Genomic DNA, 18342 nt, shown 5'->3' on the forward strand with positions numbered 1-18342 from the left:
CGCCCGGTGTTGACGCCCCGCCAATGGGCTCATCTTGGCCCAGCGCCGCGCTCCGAGCATCCCCCAGACGAAGGATCGGTGCGAGCTCAGTCGGAGTCGGGTGAAAAAGAGGCCACGCAGGGGCCGCCCTCGGCGTCGTCCTCGGTCTCGATCCGGCCGGGGTTCCGGACGCCGTCGACGTCGCCGGTGAGGTGCAGGATCGTCTGCTTCGCGGTGGTCAGCACGTCGGCGGTGTCGACGGTGTACCTGCCCTCGCCGTGGATGATCTGCTGCACGCCGTCGCGCGTCGTGTCCGGCACCTTCTCGCACAGCACGGACAGCGCCGCCGGGATGTCGCGCGCGTTGATCGCGTCGACGAACTTGTTCCCCGCCTCTTCCCCCGTCTTGACGCCGGACCGCGGCGACGGCTTCGTCTCGATGCCCGGCAGCGGCTCGGGCTCGCCGCCGATCTTGGCGTCGCGGACGCACCAGCCGCCCTCGCCGGGGATCATCGCGATCCCGACGGTCTGACCGCCGGTGGTGAGCGCGGCCGAATACTCCTGCGGCGCACGCTGATACGCGGGTGTGCTGAGTTGTGCGCCGTCGGAGACGGCCATGACCTGCTCGGAGGTGTAGGACCGCTTCGAGCGGATCGGGCACCAGAGCGAGCTGAGGCGGCCTTCGCCGACGCCGTTCACGAAAGACTGGCTCAGCTGCTCCGGCGTCGCGCGCGAGGTGGTGTCGGCCTTGGCCTTGAAGAACCCCGGCGTCACGAAACCGGTGAACGCGACACCGCCCGCGATCAGGACGAAGACCAGCGTCAGCGTGATCCAGAGCCAGGCCTTCGACTTCTTCGGCGGTGTGTACTGCCCGTAGGTCATGCGGCAACCGTAGTGAAGTAGGCTCTGGCGGTACCCACGACCTGCGTGAATAAGGAGCAGCCTGCCGTGGCCCGAGTCGTCGTCGACGTCATGCCCAAGCCCGAAATCCTCGACCCGCAGGGCCAAGCCGCGCTCGGCGCGGCCGGTCGTCTCGGCTTCACCGGGATCACCGGGATCCGTCAGGGCAAGCACTTCGAGATCGAGGTCGACGACTCCGTCGACGACGCGACGCTCGAAAAGATCGCGGAGGGTTTCCTCGCGAACCCCGTGATCGAGCAGTGGACCATCAAGCGGGTTGACGCGTGAGCGCCCGCATCGGGGTCATCACCTTCCCCGGCACGCTCGACGACGGTGACGCGGCCCGCGCGGTCCGCTACGCCGACGCCGAGGCCGTGCCGCTGTGGCACGCGGACGAGGACCTGAAGGGTGTCGACGCCGTCGTCGTCCCCGGTGGCTTCTCGTACGGCGACTACCTGCGCGCCGGCGTCATCGCCCGGTTCGCGCCGGTGATGTCGTCGGTGATCGAGGCCGCCCACAAGGGCATGCCGGTGCTGGGCATCTGCAACGGCTTCCAGATCCTGTGCGAGGCCGGGCTGCTGCCGGGCGCGATGATCCGCAACGCGGGCCTGCACTTCATCTGCCGTGACCAGTGGCTGCGCGTCGAGAACAACGACACCGCGTGGACCACCCGGTACGACAAGGACGCCGAGATCCTCATCCCGATGAAGAACATCGACGGCTGCTTCGTCGCCGAGCAGGCCACCCTCGACGAACTCGAGGGTGAGGGCCGCGTGGTGTTCCGCTACGTCGGCGGCAACCCGAACGGCTCGCGCAACGACATCGCCGGGATCCGCAGCGAGAACGGCCGCGTCGTCGGCCTCATGCCGCACCCGGAGCACGCCATCGACGCCCTCACCGGGCCTTCCGACGACGGGCTCGGCATGTTCTACAGCGCCGTGGACGCCCTCGTCTCCGCCTGACCGCGTGACATGAAAGGCCCCTTCCTGGCAAATTTTGCCAGGAAGGGGCCTTTCATAGCGTCTCAGGAGGCAGCGGCCACTAGCGCCGCGTAGGGCCCACCAGCCGCCAGCAGCTCCGCGTGCGAGCCCAGCTCGGTCACCCGGCCGCCCTCGATGACGGCGACCCGGTCCGCCGCGGCCGCGGTGTGCAGCCGGTGCGCGATCGCGATCACCGTGCGCCCTTCGAGCACCGCGCTCAGCGACCGCTCCAACTCCCGCGCCGAACCCGTGTCCAGCAGCGACGTCGCCTCGTCCAGCACCAGCGTGTGCGGGTCGGCCAGCACCACCCGCGCCAGCGCCAGCTGCTGCGCCATCGCCGCCGGGACGGCGACCGCCCCGGCCCCGACCTTCGTGTCCAGCCCGTCCGGCAGGCTCGCCACCCACTCCGCGGCACCGACCGAGGCCAGCGCGGCCAGCAGCCGGTCGTCGGTCCAGTCCCCGGCGGGCAGCGTGAGGTTGTCCCGCAGCGTTCCCGCGAAGACGTGCTGCTCCTGCGTCAGCAGCAGGACCTCGCCGCGCAGGACATCGTCCGGCAGCGTCGACACCTCGGCGCCACCGATCCGCACGGAACCCGACGTCGGCGCCGACATCCCGGCCAGCAGCCGTCCCAGGGTCGACTTGCCGGCACCGGACGGGCCGACGATCGCCAGCCGTTCACCGGCGGGCACCCGCAGGTCGATCCCGTGCAGCACTTCGCGGTCCGCGTTGTAGCCGAAGCGCACGTCGCGGACCTCGATGTCCTGACCGCGCGGAGTCTCCGACGCCGCCTCAGAAGACGGAGCGGGCCGCACGCCCAGCAGCCGCCGCAGCGAGGCCCCGGCGACCTGGATGTCCGCGAGCCAGAACAGCGCCTCGTTCAGAGGGCCGGTCATGACCTGCGAGTACAGGAGCATCGCGGTGATCGTGCCGAGCCCTTCCCAGCCGTTCGAGTAGGCGAGCAGGCCCAGCCCGAGCATCACCGGCACCGGCAGCACGTAACTGATCTCCAGCGACGGGATCCACCGCATCTGCAGCGCCCGGATCTTGCGCTCGCCCAGCATCGACGCGTCGAGGCCGTCGTGCCCGGTCCTGATCCGGCGGCCGGTCAGGCTCAGCGCCTCCGCCGTCCGCGCGCCCTCCGCGGTCTCGTGCGTGGTGGACTGCAACTCGGACCACTTGTCGAGCATGCGCCGCATCACGTCGGGGATCCGCCGCTGGTACCAGATGTTCACCGGTACCAGCAGCGGCAGCGCGACCAGCAGGCCCAGCGCCAGGAACGGCGACGTGATCACCATCGCCACCACCGTGAACACCACCGTGACGGCGGCGATCAGGATCTCCGGCGCGCCGAAGCGCACCGCGTGGTCGATCCGGCTGACGTCGGTGGTAGCCCGGCTGAGCAGGTCGCCGGTGCCCGCGGCCTCGACCGTCCCGAGCGGCAGGTTCAGCGCGTTCCCGACGAACTCCTCGCGGTTGCGCGCCAGGATCCGCTCACCGAACACCCGCGCGCGAAGCCGGGCCAGACCTTTGAACCAGGCCTGCGCGCCCAGCACGACCACGAACGCGACCGCGAGCCAGGTGATCGTGGTGACCGTCGTGCCGTCGACGACCTCGTCCACCAGCGCGCCCAGCAGCCTCGGCCCGGCCAGCCCGATCGCGGTCGCGACACAGAACAGGCCGAGCATCACGGAGAACTCGCGTTTGTTGGCCCGCGCGGTCTCCTTGATCCACCGTCTTACGTCCTTCTTGTCTGCCAGCGGCAGCTTCTTCATGCCGGTACTTTCGTACTCACGACCACATCGGCCACATGAGTCCACAGTGGACTCTGGCTGAACACGACGGTGGTCTTGCCGCGCCGCAGCTTCGCGACGCGTTCGGTTATGCGGGCTTCGGTATGCGCGTCGACGGCCGAGGTCGGCTCGTCGAGCAGCAGGACGTCGGCGTCGGTCGCCAGCGCCCGGGCCAGGTTCAGCCGCTGCCGCTGACCGCCGGAGACCTCACGCCCACGTTCGCCGATCACCTCGTCGACGCCGTGGGGCAGCGCGTCCACGATGTCGTCGGCGTCCGCCGCGTACAGCGCTTCGGCGATCTCGACGTCGCCGGGTTCGGCGGGGGTGACCTGTTCACGCAGCACGCCGGAGAACCAGATGTCCTGGTTGTGCGCGAACACGACCCGTCGCCGCAGCTCGCCGAGGGAGACCTGGTCCACCGGAACCCCGCCGACGAGCGCAGGTTCCTCCGGATCGGTGAACCGTGCCATCCGTGAAGCCACCGCTTCGGCGTCGGCCCCGACGTCGATGACGGTGAGCTTCCCTGCCTCGGCCTTGATCCCGGACGTCTCGTCGTACAGGTCCAGCGGGCCTTCCGGCAACGACACCGGGTGCTCGGGCTCGGCGAGGGTGCGTTCGGTGGACAGCAGTTTGCACACCTTCCGCGCCGAAACCAGCGCGGCGCTCAGCACGCCCGCGAACTCGGTCGCCGTCGTCACCGGGATCACCAGGAAGACCGAGACGCCGTAGAACGTGATCAGCTCGCCGACGCCGATGGTGCCGTTGATCGCCAGCTGCGCGCCCAGCCAGGTGATGACCACCGTGACCAGTCCCGGCAGCGCGACCTCCGCCGCCGCGAGCCACGCCTCGCTGCGTCCGACCTGGACGCCGGCCGCCCGGACCCGCTGGCTGGAGCGGCGGAAGCGGTCGAGGAACTGCTTCTCGCCGCCGACACCGCGAAGGATCCGCAGGCCGGAGACGATGTCCGCGGCCAGCGCGTTGACGTCGGTCTTCTCTTCGCGCTGCTTCGTCTGACGCTTCTCCAGCGGCTTCAACAGCGGACCGATGCCCACCACCGCCAGCGGGACGCCGATCAGCGCGACCATGCCGAGCAGCGGGGAAGTCGTCAGCAGTGCCGTCGCGCAGACGATGAACGCGATGAGCGAACCGAAGGCCCGCCCGAGCACCTCGAAGGAGTCACCGATCGGGTTGATGTCGCTGGTGGTGATCGCGACCACGTCACCCGTGGTGGTCGTGTCGCGCAGATTCGCGCCCAGCTTCGCCGCGTGTTCGGTGGCGAGGCGCTGCGTCACCCCGGCGCCGTGGATCCAGCAGCCGTAGGACGCGAAGTGCTGCACCGTGCCCGCGATCGTCTGCGCGATCCCGAGCCCGGCGGCCGCGAGACCCCAAAGCCAGACGGAATCGCCGTCGCCGCGGCCGATGGCGTCGATGCCCCGGCCGATCGCGACCGGCAGCAGGGCGATCGGAAGCGACCACAGCGCACCGCTGATCGCCGAGACGGCGAGCAGTCCCGGACGCGCGAGCATCATCCTGACCAGGTACCGCCAGGCGGTCGGCTTGGCGGGCAGTCGTAGCCGGGGAAGCGGATATGTGGCGGAAAGCACGATTGCCGACGTTAAGCGGATCACCGTCGCGGGCGCGACCGATTTATCCGTGGGCGACGGCAGGGTGAACAGACCCCTCACCTACTCTTAAGGCCGTGGCGAACCCTGATGCGGACACCGTGACCAGCACCGTTGACACCACTCAACGCGCCGAGGCGACCCCCGAACTGACCCAGCCGTACGTCGAGCTCGGCCTCGCCGACGACGAGTACGCCCGGATCCGGGAGATCCTCGGCCGCCGTCCGACCGACGCCGAACTGGCGATGTATTCGGTGATGTGGAGCGAGCACTGCTCGTACAAGTCCTCGAAGAAGCACCTGCGTTACTTCGGCGAGACCGCCACTCCCGAGATGAAGGAGAAGATGCTCGCCGGCATCGGCGAGAACGCGGGCGTCGTCGACATCGGCGAGGGCTGGGCGGTCACCTTCAAGGTCGAGAGCCACAACCACCCGTCCTACGTGGAGCCGTACCAGGGCGCCGCGACCGGCGTCGGCGGCATCGTGCGCGACATCATGGCGATGGGCGCGCGCCCGCTCGCGGTGGCGGACGCGCTGCGCTTCGGCCCGGCGGACGCCCCCGACACCCGGCGCGTGCTGCCCGGCGTGGTCGCCGGCGTCGGCGGCTACGGCAACTGCCTCGGCCTGCCGAACATCGGCGGCGAGCTGGTGTTCGACCCGAGCTACTCCGGCAACCCGCTGGTCAACGCCCTGTGCGTCGGCGCGATGCGCGTCGAGGACCTGCACCTGGCGTTCGCCTCGGGCAAGGGCAACAAGATCATCCTGTTCGGCGCGCGCACCGGCCTCGACGGCATCGGCGGCGTGTCCGTCCTCGCCAGCGACACCTTCTCGGGCGACGAAAGCTCGGGCGGCCGCAAGAAGCTCCCGAGCGTCCAGGTCGGCGACCCGTTCACCGAGAAGGTGCTCATCGAGTGCTGTCTCGAACTGTTCGCCCAGAAGCTCGTCGTCGGCATCCAGGACCTCGGCGGCGCCGGGCTCTCCTGCGCGACGTCGGAGCTCGCGGCCGCCGGTGACGGCGGTATGCACATCTACCTCGACCGGGTTCCGTTGCGCGCCACCGGGATGACCCCGGCGGAGGTGCTCTCCAGCGAGTCGCAGGAGCGGATGTGCGCGGTCGTCTCGCCGGAGAACGTCGAGGCGTTCATGAAGGTCTGCGAGAAGTGGGACGTCATCGCCACCGACATCGGCGAGGTCACCGACGGCGAGCACCTGGTCATCACCTGGAACGACGAGGTCGTCGTCGACGTGCCGGCGCACACCGTCGCGCACCAGGGCCCGGTGTACGACCGCCCGATCCAGCGACCGTCCACACAGGACGCCCTGCAGGCCGACACCTCGGCCAAGCTCCCGCGTCCGTCCACTTCGGACGAACTGCGCGCCGACATCCTCAAGCTGATCTCGTCGCCGAACCAGGCGTCGAAGGAATGGGTGACCTCCCAGTACGACCGCTACGTGCGCGGCAACACCGTGTCCGCGCAGCCGTCGGACTCGGGCGTCATCCGGATCGACGAGTCGACCGGCCGCGGGGTCGCCGTCTCGACCGACTGCAACAGCAAGTTCGTCTACCTCGACCCGTACGAGGGCGCGAAGCTCGCACTGGCCGAGGCGTACCGCAACGTCGCCACCAGTGGCGCGAAGCCGGTCGCGGTGTCGGACTGCTTGAACTTCGGCGCGCCGACCGACCCGGGGGTGATGTGGCAGTTCGAGCAGGCCGTGCACGGTCTGGCCGACGGCTGCGTCGAACTCGGCATCCCGGTCACCGGCGGCAACGTCAGCTTCTTCAACCAGACCGGTGACACGGCCATCCTGCCGACCCCGGTGGTCGGCGTGCTCGGCGTGATCGACGACGTCACCCGCCGCATCCCCACCGGAATCGGCGCCGAGGCGGGCGAAGCCCTGCTGCTGCTCGGCGAGACCCACGACGAGCTGGACGGTTCCGCCTGGGCGCGCGAACTGCACGGCCACCTCGGCGGCCGCCCGCCTCGCGTCGATCTGGCGCGCGAGAAGCTGCTCGCGGACATCCTCATCGCCGGTTCCCGCGACGGCATGATCTCCGCCGCGCACGACATCTCCGACGGTGGCCTGATCCAGACGCTCGTCGAGACCGTCCTCATCGGACAGTGCGGTGCCCGTGTCTTCCTCGACGCGGAGCAGGACCCGTTCGTGCAGCTGTTCTCCGAATCCGCGGGCCGCGTGCTGGTCGCCGTGCCGCGCACCGAGGAACTGCGGTTCACCGAGATGCTCACCGCGCGCGGCCTGCCGTGGCGCAAGACCGGTGTGGTGGACCCGGAATCGGGCTCCCTCGAACTCCAGGACATCACGGAGTTCACGCTGGACGAGCTTCGGGAGACCTGGGAGAAGACGCTCCCGGCACTGTTCGGCTAAAGGCCGTCGTGAGTGGTAAGGACGGTTCTAACCGTCCTTACCACTCACGAGCGGCAACGCCGAACCTGCCGGAAACTTCGCGCCCTCCACCGACGGCGCCTCCTGGAAGGTCGCCACGCTCAAGTCGACGGGCGCCTCGACGACCAGGTTGTCCAGCGACACCCTTCGTTCGAAGCTCGCCCTGGTGACCTCGAACCTGCCGTGGATGGTCGCGTTCTCGAGCAGGAACTTCCCGGACAGCTGAGCGTCGGTGAGGTCGAGATAGGACAGCACCTCGCACCGATCCGCGCCGAACCAGCCGACCCGCCTGCCGAGCAGCCCCAGCTTGTCGAGCCGGGCGTCGCTGAGATTGAGCGAAAGCGTCGGCCCGGTCGTCCCGGCGTGGGGAAGGATGTCGCGGATCAGTCGTTCGGCCGCACGCCGGACCAGCCGTTCCCGCTCCGCCGCCGCCCGCTTTTCGTTGTCGTCCCAGTCGTCGAGGTCCGGATCGAAACTCGGATGCTCGAACGGCCGCCGCAGGTAGGCGCACAACACGTCGAGCACGGTCTGCCGGTACTCGGGACGTGTCCTGGCGAGCCCGGCGAGGGAATGCATCGCCCCGACCCGGACCTGATCGGCTTCGTTGCCCAGCAGTTCGATCGATTTGGCGAAGCGCTCGTCGGAGATCCGGCTGCGCTCGATCTCGTGCCGGTCCTCTTCGGTACGCCTTCGCCGGTCGTTGAGCCAGAGTCCGTAGAGCGCGGCGATCGCCCCGCCCGCCAGCGCGCCGGTCTTGAGCGCGTCGCCGCGGCTGGTCGCGCGGTCCATCAGCAGCCAGGCGGTGACCCCGACGAGCACCACGACCGAGGACAGCAACGTCCACAGCAGCGGCGAGGAGAGCAGGCGCCTCATAAGTCCTTCACCGTGAGCCGGGCGCGGCCGTCCGGCAGGGTCTCGACGGACCAGCCGGACGGGAGTTCGTGGTCCCTCGCCGGTTCCACCGACGTGTTGTAGAGCGACACCGTGCCCGGTGGCTCGCGGAAGCTCAGATCCCCGAAGCCCTCGAACCGTGCGCGGCGCAGATCGAGCGTGCCCTTGAACTCCGCGTCGGCGAAGACGGCGTCCTTCGCGAAAACGCTGTCCTTGAAGGAGGTCTCGCCCGCGAACACGGTGTCGCGGAACTCGACGTCCTCGGAGAACCGGACCCCGCTGAACCACGCCCGCTGTTCGAACCTGGCTTCACTGCACCGGAAGAAGCCGATGCGTTTTTTCTCTTTCGTTCCCGCGCCCGTCAGGTACACCGGCCCGAGGAACACACAGCCGGAAAGGTTGGTGCTGCTGTACAAACCCGCGTAGCGGAGCAACAGCTTGCCGATCTTCCGCTCCGAAAGATCGAAGTACTCCAGCACCGCCCCGGTCAGGTCGAGGTCGTACCCCGGCGTGCCCTCGGAATCCGCGGCCGGGAGCAGTTCCCCGATCAGCCGTTGCGCGGTCTGCCGCACCTGGAGTTCTTGGTCCTCCTCCGCGGAGCCCTCTTTCGGTGCGGTGTTCCCGTCCCGTTTCGCCGTGTCCTGATACCGCGGATGCTCGAACGGCCGCCGCAGGTACGAGCACAGGATGTCCAGCACGGTCTGCTTGTAGATCTCGCGGCCGCGGGCCAGCCCCGCCAGCGCGTGCAGGGCCCCCACCCGCACCTGGTCGGCCTCGTGCCCGAGCAGCTCGACGGCCTTGGCGAACCGTTCGTCCGAGATCCGGTCCCGGTCCTGGTCGGCCCGCCGCAGCTCGAGCTCCTGCCGCTGCCGTTCGACCTCCTGCCGTCGCTCCTCGACCCGGCGCCGCCTGTCGTTGAGCCACAACGCGTACAGCGCGACGATGGCGCCCCCGGCGATGCCGCCGGTCTTCAGCGCCTCGCTGCGGCTGGTCGCCGGATCCGTCAGCAACCAGCCGCCGACCGCGAGCAGCAGGACGAGCGAGACGACGAAGGTCCAGAGCAAGGGGGAGCGGAGAAACCGCTTCATCCGCTCAGAATACGAAGAAGTTGCGGACGCAGAAGGACTTGTCCGGGTTGTCATCCGAGGAGATGCCCGACCCGCTCACCTTCTTGCCCTTGACCGTGCCTTCGATGTCACCGGTGATGAACCCGTCGCCGATGCCCGACGTCGAGGTGACCTCCAGCTGCGCCGGCGCCGGCGCCATGATGTCGATCGAGTCGCCCATGGTCGCCTTCATGTCCTGGCACACCAGCGCCAGCGCGCCGGCCTTGTCCCCGGCGCTCACCTTGGCCAGGAAGTCCTTCAGGTTCTGGATGCCCTTCGGGTTGCCCTCGGAGCCCGTGCCACCGCTTTCGGTGCTCCTCGGGCTGCTCCTGGGCGAGCTCGACTTCGGGCTGCTCTTCGGCGCGGAGGGCGGCGCCTGCTCGGACGACGACGCGGGCGGCGGTGCGGCCGTGTTGTTCCCCTCGTCCTTGCCGAGCAGGAAGCCCGGCGCGACGAACCCGGTGACACCGAACGCGATCAGCACGACGAGGCCGATCACGATCCCGATGATCAAACCGGTCTTGCTCTTCGACGGCGGGGCGGGCGGGCCGCCGAAACCCTGCTGGTAGCCCTGGTTGTTCGGGTCCCAGCCCTGCTGGGGCTGCTGCGGGTACTGCTGGGTCTGGTCCCAGCCCTGCTGCGGCTGCTGCTGGTACTGCTGCGTCTGATCCCAACCCTGCTGCTGTCCGTACTGCTGAGGCTGACCGTACTGCTGGGTCTGGTCCCAACCCTGCTGCGGCTGCTGTCCCTGGGGGTCCTGGCCGTAGGGCTGGCCTGGCTGGGGTGGGTAGGTCATCGGTCTCGCCTTCCGTACTGGGGCCTGAGGCTTCAGATCAGACGACCGGCGGTCAGCGCTGGTTCCGGATCCGCTCGTGCCAGGGGTTTCAGTGGCATTCTGCTCGGAAGGTACCTGCGGTGAAAGCGGCGCGCGAAAGCGGCTCCCGGCCGAGGCCGGGAGCCGCTTCTTCACGGAATGCGCAGCTCAGCCGTTGGCCAGTGCCTGCAAGCGGTCGTAAGCGCCATTGAAGGTGTTCTGGTCGAGCGGGCTGGAGGTGTACTGCCACACGGTGTAGTAGCCCCAGCCGTAGGGCAGCGCGCCCACGGTGGACGCGTACCGCGCGATCCACAGCGGGACCGTGCCACCGAAGTTCTGCGTCGTGCCGACGCAGGTGCTCCACCAGCTCGTCGAGGTGTAGATGACGGGCCAGCGGCCGGTGCGTGCCTTGTAGCGGTCGTGGAACGCCCGGATCCACGACCCCATGGCGGACTGGCTCAGGCCGTAACAGGTGGCGCCGTACGGGTTGTACTCCATGTCCAGCGCGCCCGGCAGGGTCTTGCCGTCCTTGGACCAGCCGCCGCCGTTGTCGATGAAGAAGTCGGCCTGCGCCGCGCCGCTCGAGACGTTCGGCAGGGCGAAGTGGTACGCGCCGCGGATGAAGCCCTGGTTGTAGGAACCGTTGTACTGCTGGGCGAAGTACGGGTTCTTGTAGCTCGTGCCTTCGGTGGCCTTCGTCCACACGAAGCGCTTGCCCTGACCCCACCAGTAAGCCCAGTCGACGTTCTTCTGGTAGCTGGCCACGTCCATGCCCGCGACCGTCGCGAGCACCCCGGCCTCGGGCTGCGGCTGCGCGGCCTTGGCCTTGGATTCCGGGGTGGAGGTGTCGCCTTCCACGCGCCGGATCTGGGATCCGATCGTGTGGTCGTTCGCCTGGAGATCGTGTTCGATCGACATGATCTCGGGGGACGGGGCGGCCGACGCCGGGACCGTGCTGCCGAGCAGGAGCAGCGCGGAGCCGACGGCGATGGCGATTCTTCGGGAAGTGCGCATTACGACAATCCCTTCACGGATAACCCTCGCTGAGGACGGCGACCTTGCAGGTGGTAGCCGTCCGGGCACGATTGTTGACGACGAGTGCCGGGTTTGTCACTAACTTCCGTGAAATTGGTACTACGCGTGGGTGATTTTCATTTCCAAGTAGGTCGGGTTATGTGATCTTGTAACGCCCACTCGGCTGAGCGTTCAACCGAGGGATAGCGCGTGCACGCGATCGGCCATGCCGTTGAACCAGTTCTGATCGCCGGGCAGGCTGCCCTTGTTCGAGAACTGCCAGATGGTGTGGGTCTTCCAGCTCGCGGGCAGCTCGCCGATCTCCGTGTTGTAGCGCGCGAGCCACAGCGGGTTCTGCCAGAACACGGCGCTGTTGCCGGTGCAGCGTTTCCACCAGCTCGTCGACGTGTAGATCGTCGGATGCCGTCCGGTCCGCGACAGGTAGGTCTCGGCGAACGACTTCATCCATGCGACCATCTGCGCCGGCGTCTTGCCGTAACAGGTTTCGCCGTACGGGTTGTACTCGACGTCGAGCGCGCCCGGCAGGGTCTTGCCGTCCTTGGACCAGCCGCCGCCGTGGTCGACGAAGTAGTGCGCCTGCGCGGCGCCGTCCGAGATGTCGGGACGGGCGAAGTGATACGCGCCGCGGATCAGGCCGACGCCGTAGGAACCGTTGTACTGCTGGGCGAACCGCGGATTGACGAAGCCGGTGCCCTCGGTCGCTTTCACGTAGACGAACTTCGCGCCGGTCTTGGCGGCGGTGGGCCAATCGACCTCGCCCTGATGACCACTGACGTCATGGCCGAGCGTCTGGCCTTCGCCGCCGTACAGCGGCCCGACCGACACATTGACGCCTTCGTGCAGCGCGATCTGCGAACCGGCGTAGTGCTCCTCGGCCCCGTCGTAACGGGGCCCGCTTCCTCGTGCGACGGCGGGGGTCTGCGCGAGCAGCAAAACCCCCGCCGCGAGGACGGCCCCCCAGCCTTTTGAACACACTCTGCGACTCATCACGTCGCCACGATCCCCCGAGGAAAGGGAATCAGCGACTCGAACATCACCCGAAAGAGTTGCTTTCGGGCTGAATAAATTGGGCCGAGTGGGTTAATCGAGCCCTAACGACGCTCGTCCATAAGGGCTTTGTCGAGGTGCTCCGAGGGGATGATCGCGGTGAGCCGGTCGTGGGGGTTGATCGTCACGGGATGCCCGGCGAGCAGCGGGACCATGTCCCGGCCCAGCACCGCCCTGGCGTGCGGCCATTCGCGCGGCACCAGCGACTTGGCGGTGTACGCGGGAACGAGCACCTTGCCGTCGGTGTTGTGGAAACCGATCACCGTGCGCTGCACCGGCGAAAGGGCGTAGACGAACAGCGTCGAGTCGAGGATGACCCTCGGCAGGTCGGCGGCCGGGCGGTGGTTCGTGCGCACCAGCTGGAGCAGCTGCTCGAGTTCGTTGCGCGGCTCGGGGAAACCGAGCGCCTTGGGCGAGGGACGGTAGCGGTCGTTGGGGTGGAAGTCCTCGACGATCTCGCCCCCGCCGTTCACCGGGTACGCGCCGACGACCGCCCAGGACGGCACCGGGCCGTCGGGGTCGAAGGCCTCGTCGATGACGTACAGCCAGCTGTTGGGGTTGGCCTTGGCGTTGGCGCGCATCTCTTCGGTGATCTTCGGCTTGGCCTGTTTCCGCTTGCCCGCCGGGCTCGACGCCAATCGATCCGCCTCGTCCCGCTGCGCCATCGCCATCCCCACGTTCCGGGTGCCTGAAGGTTTGTTCGCGCTCACTCTACTGTTCTCCCATGGCCTCTTCGCGTTCGGTCGACCCCGCTGAGTTACGAGCCGCGATCGCGGCGATTTCCCCCTGGTTGAGCGGATCCGGTCCGGAACCGGCCCGTCCGGAGCTGGCCGCCGCGGTGCGGCTGAGCCTGCGGACGCTGGCCGGGGACGCCCCGGGGAAGAGTGTCGAAGTGCGGGTGCCGCCGTTCGCGGCTGTGCAGTGTGTCGAAGGATTGCGCCATACCCGCGGGACGCCGCCGAACGTCGTCGAAACGGATCCGCGCACGTGGCTGGAACTGGCGACCGGGCTGCTCGGCTGGGCCGACGCCGTCGAGTCGGGGCGGGTCACCGCCTCCGGGAGCAGGGCCGATCTGGCCCGCTGGCTGCCCTTGGTCCGCCTCTGAAGCCATGAACGGGCCGTTCCAGGCGAAATTCGCGAGGAACGGCCCGTTCACAGCAGCCGGAAGGTGGTCTCAGGCCTTGCGGCCGATGCCACCCGAGATCGTCCGCTGAGCCGTGTTCAGCTCCTTGATCCGCGGGCCGTCCGGCCACCAGTCGGCGCACAGCTGGACGCCGGGCTCGACCATCTCGAGGTCGTGGAACAGCTCCTCGATCTGGGCCTTGGTGCGGAAGGTGCCCGAGCCCATCGGGCTGTGGATGAAGAACTCCTCCATCTTGCGGGCGATCTCGGACAGCTCGTCCTCCGGGTCGGAGAAGTGCGAGATCGCCACGTACGAACCCGACGGCAGCGCGTCGATGTACTTCTTCATGATCTTGGCGGGCTCGCCGTGCGGCCCGTTGTAGTGGTGCAGGGTCCCGAGCTGCAGCAACGCGATCGGCTGCGAGAAGTCGATGTGCCGCCGGATGTCCGGGTTCTCCATGATCCGCTCCGGCTCGAAGATGTCGTCCGAGACGAAGTGCGTGTTCTCGTTCTCTTCGAGCAGCGCGCGCCCGTGGGCGAGCACGACCGGGTCGTTGTCGACGTAGACGACCTTGATCTCCGGGTTGATCCGCTGCACGACCTGGTGCGTGTTCTCGGCCGTGGGCAGGCCGGATCCGAGGTCGAGGAACTGCGTGATGCCCGTCTGGCTGGCGAGGAACCGGCACGCGCGGATCAGGAAGCCGCGGTTCTCGGTCGCCAGGTCCTGCGCCTCGGGGGCCGCCTGCTGGACCTTGCGCAGCACCTCCCGGTCGATCTCGTAGTTGTCCTTGCCGAGGAGGAAGGCGTCGTACACCCGGGCGATGCTGGCCCGGGTCGGGTCGACACCCACGGGCACTCGTTCCGTCCGGGTCGGGGCGTCGGGCATCTTGAACCTCACAAAACTGTGTCGGAAGTCTCGGGCTCTACGTAGAGTAGAACCACGTACGCGACCGGTAAACCGAGCCATCCCTGTCGTGTCGAGGTCCAAACGTGTACTTTCAGTAATCGGCTTGTTCTCCTGTGAGTGTCGTCTTGCGAAAGGTCCCGGTCGATGAACGCGGTCACCCCGCCTGGCGGTGAGCAGTCCCTGGGTCCCACCGCGCGGCGGATGATCCTCGGCTCTCAGCTCCGCCGGATGCGCGAGGACGCGGGCATCACGCGCCAGGAGGCCGGCTACAGCATCCGGGGTTCCGAGTCGAAGATCAGCCGTCTCGAGCTGGGCCGCGTCGGCTTCAAGGAACGCGACGTCGCCGATCTGCTGACCATGTACGGGATGACCGATCCCGGTGAGCGGCAGCAGTTCCTCGACATGGTCAAGGAGTCGAACGAGCCGGGTTGGTGGCGCCGCTACGGCGACCTGATGCCGAGCTGGTTCAACGACCTCGTCGGGCTCGAAGAGGCCGCGGCCCGCATCCAGGTGTGGGAGCCGCTGTACGTCACGGGTCTGCTGCAGACCGAGGACTACGCGCGGGCGATCATGAGCCACGGCCGCAAGGACATGGTCAACGAGCAGGTCGACCGCCGGGTCGCGCTGCGGATGCGGCGGCAGAAGATGCTGTCGCGCCCGGACGCGCCGCGGTTGTGGCTGGTGCTCGACGAATCGGTGCTCTACCGGCCGATCGGCGACCGCGAGGTGCTGAAGGGCCAGATCGACCACCTGCTGGAGATGATCCAGCAGCCGAACATCTCGGTGCAGGTCCTCCCGTACGACCGGAGCGGCTACTCCGCCGACAGCGCGTTCTCGCTGCTCAGGTTCGCGGAAGAGGAATTGCCGAACATCGCCTACACCGAGTACCTGACCGGCGTGCACTACATCGACAAGCGCGACGAGATCGAACGGTACAGCCGGGCGCTGGACATGCTGGCGGTCGACGCGGAGACGCCGGACCGCAGCCGCCAGATGCTGCTGAAGCGCCGCGCCGAAATCTGAGCGACTCACCGTTGTGGTGCTGCCGGCCGTCTCCGGGGCGGTCGGGGTTTCCTTGCCTGTCCCCGAAAATTCGGCCACGACAGGTACCTGTTCACCCGTTGGGGGCTGCGCTCGTCACGCTTTAGTGGGACGGTCGGGGGCTCCAGTCATCACTGCACGCGAATTCTGCAAAAACTTCTGCACGTGCATTTACCGCTGCAGTCACACGTGCTAACTTTGGGATCACAGGCAAATGCACATGCAGATGCATCGCCCGAAGTCTTCTGTCGGGGAAGGTGGGGACCATGGCTGAACAGTTCGACAACGGCATCCCGGCCGATCGTCTTACCGGCGCCCAATGGCGCAAAGCCAGTTACAGCAACGCGATCGGCAACTGTGTCGAGGTGGCTCCGCTCGCTTCCGGCGAGATCGCGATGCGCAACTCGCGCTTTCCGACCGGGCCTGCCCTGATCTACACCCAGGCCGAGATGGCCGCGTTCCTCGCGGGTGCCAAGGACGGCGAATTCGATGACGTCCTCAGGTGACACCATCACCGCGGAGATCACCGATATCGAAAGCGGCCTGCAGGAACTGATCCACCGCGGGTACCAATTCGTGCACCCGTGCGACGCGAACGGCGAGGTACTGGCCGTGGTCGGCGTGCGAGTCCACGACAACGTGGTCGACGTGGTCCGGCTCAACGCCGAGGACGACGTGGTCGCCACCCGCATGCCCGGGACCGAGGAGGACATCCTCGAGCCCGAGGTCTGGCTGTGGCGATTCGCCGGCGACGCCGCGACGGTGCTGACGGCACTGCTCGCGCTTCCCGATGAGCGGACCCCCGGTTCGCTGTACGTCCCGGAGACCTCGGCCAAGGGCTGCTGGGTCCCCGGCCGCGGCGGCACGTCCAAGTGGCTCGCCGCTGGTTGAAAGCGGCGGGTTGATCGCCGCCCAAGCACAGTCGACCGCCTCTGTCGAGGGGGAGCGGTCGGCTGGTCGGGGGTCGTGAGTGCCGGGCCTTGACACCCGCCCGTCACTCACGGTCACAGGGAGCCCGCTTTATCTTCGAGATCTTCGCGGGTTCACTCAGAGTTACAGCGCGAAGCGTGTCCAGTGCCACTTCGTGCGGCGCGTTGATCTCCTCCTCACCGTTTACACTGGTGGCGGCCTGCCCTCTTTCTCCCTGGGAGCACCTCGGTGGTTTCCGACCCGTCCCTCGCCGGACAGCCCGTGACCGACCAGCCCGATCCGGAACCCCGCGAGGAATGCGGCGTCTTCGGTGTCTGGGCGCCCGGAGAAGAGGTCGCGAAGCTGACCTACTACGGGCTCTACGCACTTCAGCACCGCGGCCAGGAAGCGGCCGGCATCTCGGTCTCCGACGGTTCGCAGATCGTCGTCTTCAAGGATCTCGGCCTGGTCAGCCAGGTGTTCGACGAGCAGGTCCTGCAGTCGCTGCAAGGACATATCGCCGTCGGCCACTGCCGCTACTCGACCACCGGCGCGACCATCTGGGAGAACGCGCAGCCGATCTTCCGGACCACCGCCACCGGCAGCGGATTGTCCTTCGCGCACAACGGAAACCTCGTCAACACCGCCGAACTGCGGGATCGCACGGTCGAAGCCGGGCTCAAACCGCACGCGGGCCTGACCGGTTCGTCCAGCGACTCCGACCTGGTGTGCGGGCTGCTCGCGGCCAACGCCGCCGACAAGGGCATCGAAGCCGCCGCGCTGGAACTGCTGCCCACCCTCAAGGGCGCCTTCTGCCTGGTCTTCGCCGACGAGTCCACCCTGTACGCCGCGCGCGACCCGCACGGTGTGCACCCGCTGGTGCTCGGCAGGCTCGAACGCGGCTGGGTCGTCGCGAGCGAGACGGCCGCGCTGGACATCTGCGGCGCGTCGTTCGTCCGCGAGGTCGAGCCCGGTGAGCTCATCGCGATCGACGCCGAGGGCCTGCGCTCCTCGCGCTTCGCGAACCCCGAGCCCAAGGGCTGTGTCTTCGAGTACGTGTACCTCGCCCGCCCCGACACCTCGATCGCCGGCCGCAGCGTGCACGCCACCCGCGTCGAGATCGGCCGCAAACTCGCCGCCGAGCACCCGGCCGACGCCGACCTGGTGATGCCGGTGCCCGAATCCGGCACCCCGGCCGCCATCGGCTACGCGCAGGGCTCCGGCATTCCCTACGGCACCGGTCTGGTGAAGAACGCCTACGTCGGCCGCACCTTCATCCAGCCGTCGCAGACCATCCGCCAGCTGGGCATCCGGCTCAAGCTGAACCCGCTGCGCGACGTCATCCGCGGCAAACGGCTCGTCGTCGTCGACGACTCCATCGTCCGCGGCAACACCCAGCGCGCTTTGGTCCGCATGCTGCGGGAGGCGGGCGCGCTCGAGGTGCACGTCCGGATCGCGTCGCCGCCCGTCCGCTGGCCGTGTTTCTACGGGATCGACTTCGCCTCGCGCGCCGAACTGGTGGCCAACGGCGTCGACCTCGACGGCATCCGCCGCTCCATCGGCGCGGACACCCTGGGCTACATCTCCCTGGACGGGCTGGTCGCGGCTTCGGAACAGCCGAAGTCGCGGTTGTGCACGGCGTGCTTCTCCGGCGAGTACCCGATCGCGCTGCCCGAAGACGCGCTGATCGGGAAGCACCTGCTGGAGAGCCTGGACTCGGTCAATGGCGCGGCGAAGCCCGTCAGCCCTGCCGGGTACGGTGCTGAGGACGCCATCCGGCGTCCCTAGACCTCACTTC

Annotated in this window: 18 protein-coding genes; 8 read left to right on the forward strand and 10 right to left on the reverse strand. The window is 68.3% G+C overall.

Going from position 1 to position 18342, the window contains the following annotated elements:
- Positions 1-86 precede the first annotated feature (86 nt).
- The gene (locus BLW75_RS26115; protein WP_034312554.1) at positions 87-860 is read right to left on the reverse strand and encodes a hypothetical protein; all 774 of its coding nucleotides are present in this window, start codon (positions 858-860) and stop codon (positions 87-89) included.
- A 66-nt stretch (positions 861-926) separates the two neighbouring features.
- On the opposite strand from BLW75_RS26115, the gene purS reads away from it, so the two are divergent.
- Together purS and purQ are read left to right on the forward strand one after the other, a co-directional pair.
- Entirely contained in the window at positions 927-1166 is a 240-nt protein-coding gene (gene purS, locus BLW75_RS26120; RefSeq protein WP_005152565.1) for a phosphoribosylformylglycinamidine synthase subunit PurS, read from the forward strand.
- A complete protein-coding gene (purQ, locus tag BLW75_RS26125; protein WP_007032539.1) occupies positions 1163-1840 on the forward strand; it encodes a phosphoribosylformylglycinamidine synthase subunit PurQ in 678 nt (225 codons plus the stop codon). The genes purS and purQ overlap by 4 nt, the downstream gene beginning before the upstream one ends.
- Positions 1841-1902: 62 nt before the next feature.
- On the opposite strand, the gene BLW75_RS26130 is transcribed toward purQ, so the two are convergent.
- Both BLW75_RS26130 and BLW75_RS26135 read right to left on the reverse strand, forming a co-directional pair.
- Entirely contained in the window at positions 1903-3630 is a 1728-nt protein-coding gene (locus tag BLW75_RS26130) for an ABC transporter ATP-binding protein (protein ID WP_034312557.1), read from the reverse strand.
- The gene (locus BLW75_RS26135; protein WP_034312559.1) at positions 3627-5252 is read right to left on the reverse strand and encodes an ABC transporter ATP-binding protein; all 1626 of its coding nucleotides are present in this window, start codon (positions 5250-5252) and stop codon (positions 3627-3629) included. Before BLW75_RS26135 ends, BLW75_RS26130 begins: the two co-directional genes overlap by 4 nt.
- A 119-nt stretch (positions 5253-5371) precedes the next feature.
- On the opposite strand from BLW75_RS26135, the gene purL reads away from it, so the two are divergent.
- Positions 5372-7654 (forward strand): phosphoribosylformylglycinamidine synthase subunit PurL, encoded by a 2283-nt coding sequence (gene purL, locus BLW75_RS26140; protein ID WP_091599944.1) that lies wholly within the window; start codon positions 5372-5374, stop codon positions 7652-7654.
- Positions 7655-7681: 27 nt separating this feature from the next.
- Here purL and BLW75_RS26145 read toward each other — a convergent pair whose 3' ends face one another.
- The 6 genes from BLW75_RS26145 to BLW75_RS26170 form a co-directional block, all read right to left on the reverse strand.
- Positions 7682-8545 (reverse strand): hypothetical protein, encoded by an 864-nt coding sequence (locus BLW75_RS26145; RefSeq protein ID WP_034312562.1) that lies wholly within the window; start codon positions 8543-8545, stop codon positions 7682-7684.
- A complete protein-coding gene (locus tag BLW75_RS26150; protein WP_034312564.1) occupies positions 8542-9651 on the reverse strand; it encodes a pentapeptide repeat-containing protein in 1110 nt (369 codons plus the stop codon). Before BLW75_RS26150 ends, BLW75_RS26145 begins: the two co-directional genes overlap by 4 nt.
- Before the next feature lie 4 nt (positions 9652-9655).
- Positions 9656-10465 carry a flagellar basal body-associated FliL family protein gene (locus BLW75_RS26155; RefSeq protein WP_034312567.1) on the reverse strand — a complete coding sequence of 270 codons (810 nt, stop codon included), beginning with the start codon at positions 10463-10465 and terminating at the stop codon, positions 9656-9658.
- A 186-nt stretch (positions 10466-10651) separates the two neighbouring features.
- Positions 10652-11497 (reverse strand): lysozyme, encoded by an 846-nt coding sequence (locus BLW75_RS26160; protein ID WP_034312569.1) that lies wholly within the window; start codon positions 11495-11497, stop codon positions 10652-10654.
- Positions 11498-11689: 192 nt separating this feature from the next.
- Positions 11690-12505, reverse strand: a complete 816-nt coding sequence (locus tag BLW75_RS26165) for a lysozyme (protein WP_034312571.1) — start codon at positions 12503-12505, stop codon at positions 11690-11692.
- A gap of 104 nt (positions 12506-12609) precedes the next feature.
- Positions 12610-13236 (reverse strand): type VII secretion system-associated protein, encoded by a 627-nt coding sequence (locus tag BLW75_RS26170; protein WP_034312573.1) that lies wholly within the window; start codon positions 13234-13236, stop codon positions 12610-12612.
- Positions 13237-13289: 53 nt separating this feature from the next.
- Between BLW75_RS26170 and BLW75_RS26175 the strand changes: the two genes are divergently transcribed.
- Positions 13290-13670: a sterol carrier family protein gene (locus BLW75_RS26175; protein ID WP_034312575.1), complete on the forward strand. Its 381-nt coding sequence runs from the start codon at positions 13290-13292 to the stop codon at positions 13668-13670.
- Positions 13671-13739: 69 nt separating this feature from the next.
- Here the strand turns inward: BLW75_RS26175 and BLW75_RS26180 are convergent, their stop codons facing one another.
- Positions 13740-14537, reverse strand: a complete 798-nt coding sequence (locus BLW75_RS26180) for an SAM-dependent methyltransferase (protein ID WP_034312662.1) — start codon at positions 14535-14537, stop codon at positions 13740-13742.
- Positions 14538-14738: 201 nt separating this feature from the next.
- Between BLW75_RS26180 and BLW75_RS26185 the strand changes: the two genes are divergently transcribed.
- The 4 genes from BLW75_RS26185 (at position 14739) to purF (ending at position 18332) form a co-directional block, all read left to right on the forward strand.
- A complete protein-coding gene (locus BLW75_RS26185) occupies positions 14739-15617 on the forward strand; it encodes a helix-turn-helix domain-containing protein (protein WP_091598359.1) in 879 nt (292 codons plus the stop codon).
- 284 nt (positions 15618-15901) lie between these two features.
- On the forward strand, positions 15902-16141 hold the full coding sequence (locus BLW75_RS26190) for a DUF397 domain-containing protein (protein ID WP_034312579.1): 240 nt from the start codon (positions 15902-15904) through the stop codon (positions 16139-16141).
- Positions 16125-16526 carry a hypothetical protein gene (locus BLW75_RS26195; protein WP_034312581.1) on the forward strand — a complete coding sequence of 134 codons (402 nt, stop codon included), beginning with the start codon at positions 16125-16127 and terminating at the stop codon, positions 16524-16526. Before BLW75_RS26190 ends, BLW75_RS26195 begins: the two co-directional genes overlap by 17 nt.
- 267 nt (positions 16527-16793) lie before the next feature.
- Positions 16794-18332, forward strand: a complete 1539-nt coding sequence (purF, locus tag BLW75_RS26200; RefSeq protein WP_007032554.1) for an amidophosphoribosyltransferase — start codon at positions 16794-16796, stop codon at positions 18330-18332.
- Positions 18333-18342: the final 10 nt, after the last annotated feature.

The sequence above is a fragment of the Amycolatopsis lurida genome (assembly GCF_900105055.1).
Lineage (GTDB): Bacteria > Actinomycetota > Actinomycetes > Mycobacteriales > Pseudonocardiaceae > Amycolatopsis > Amycolatopsis lurida.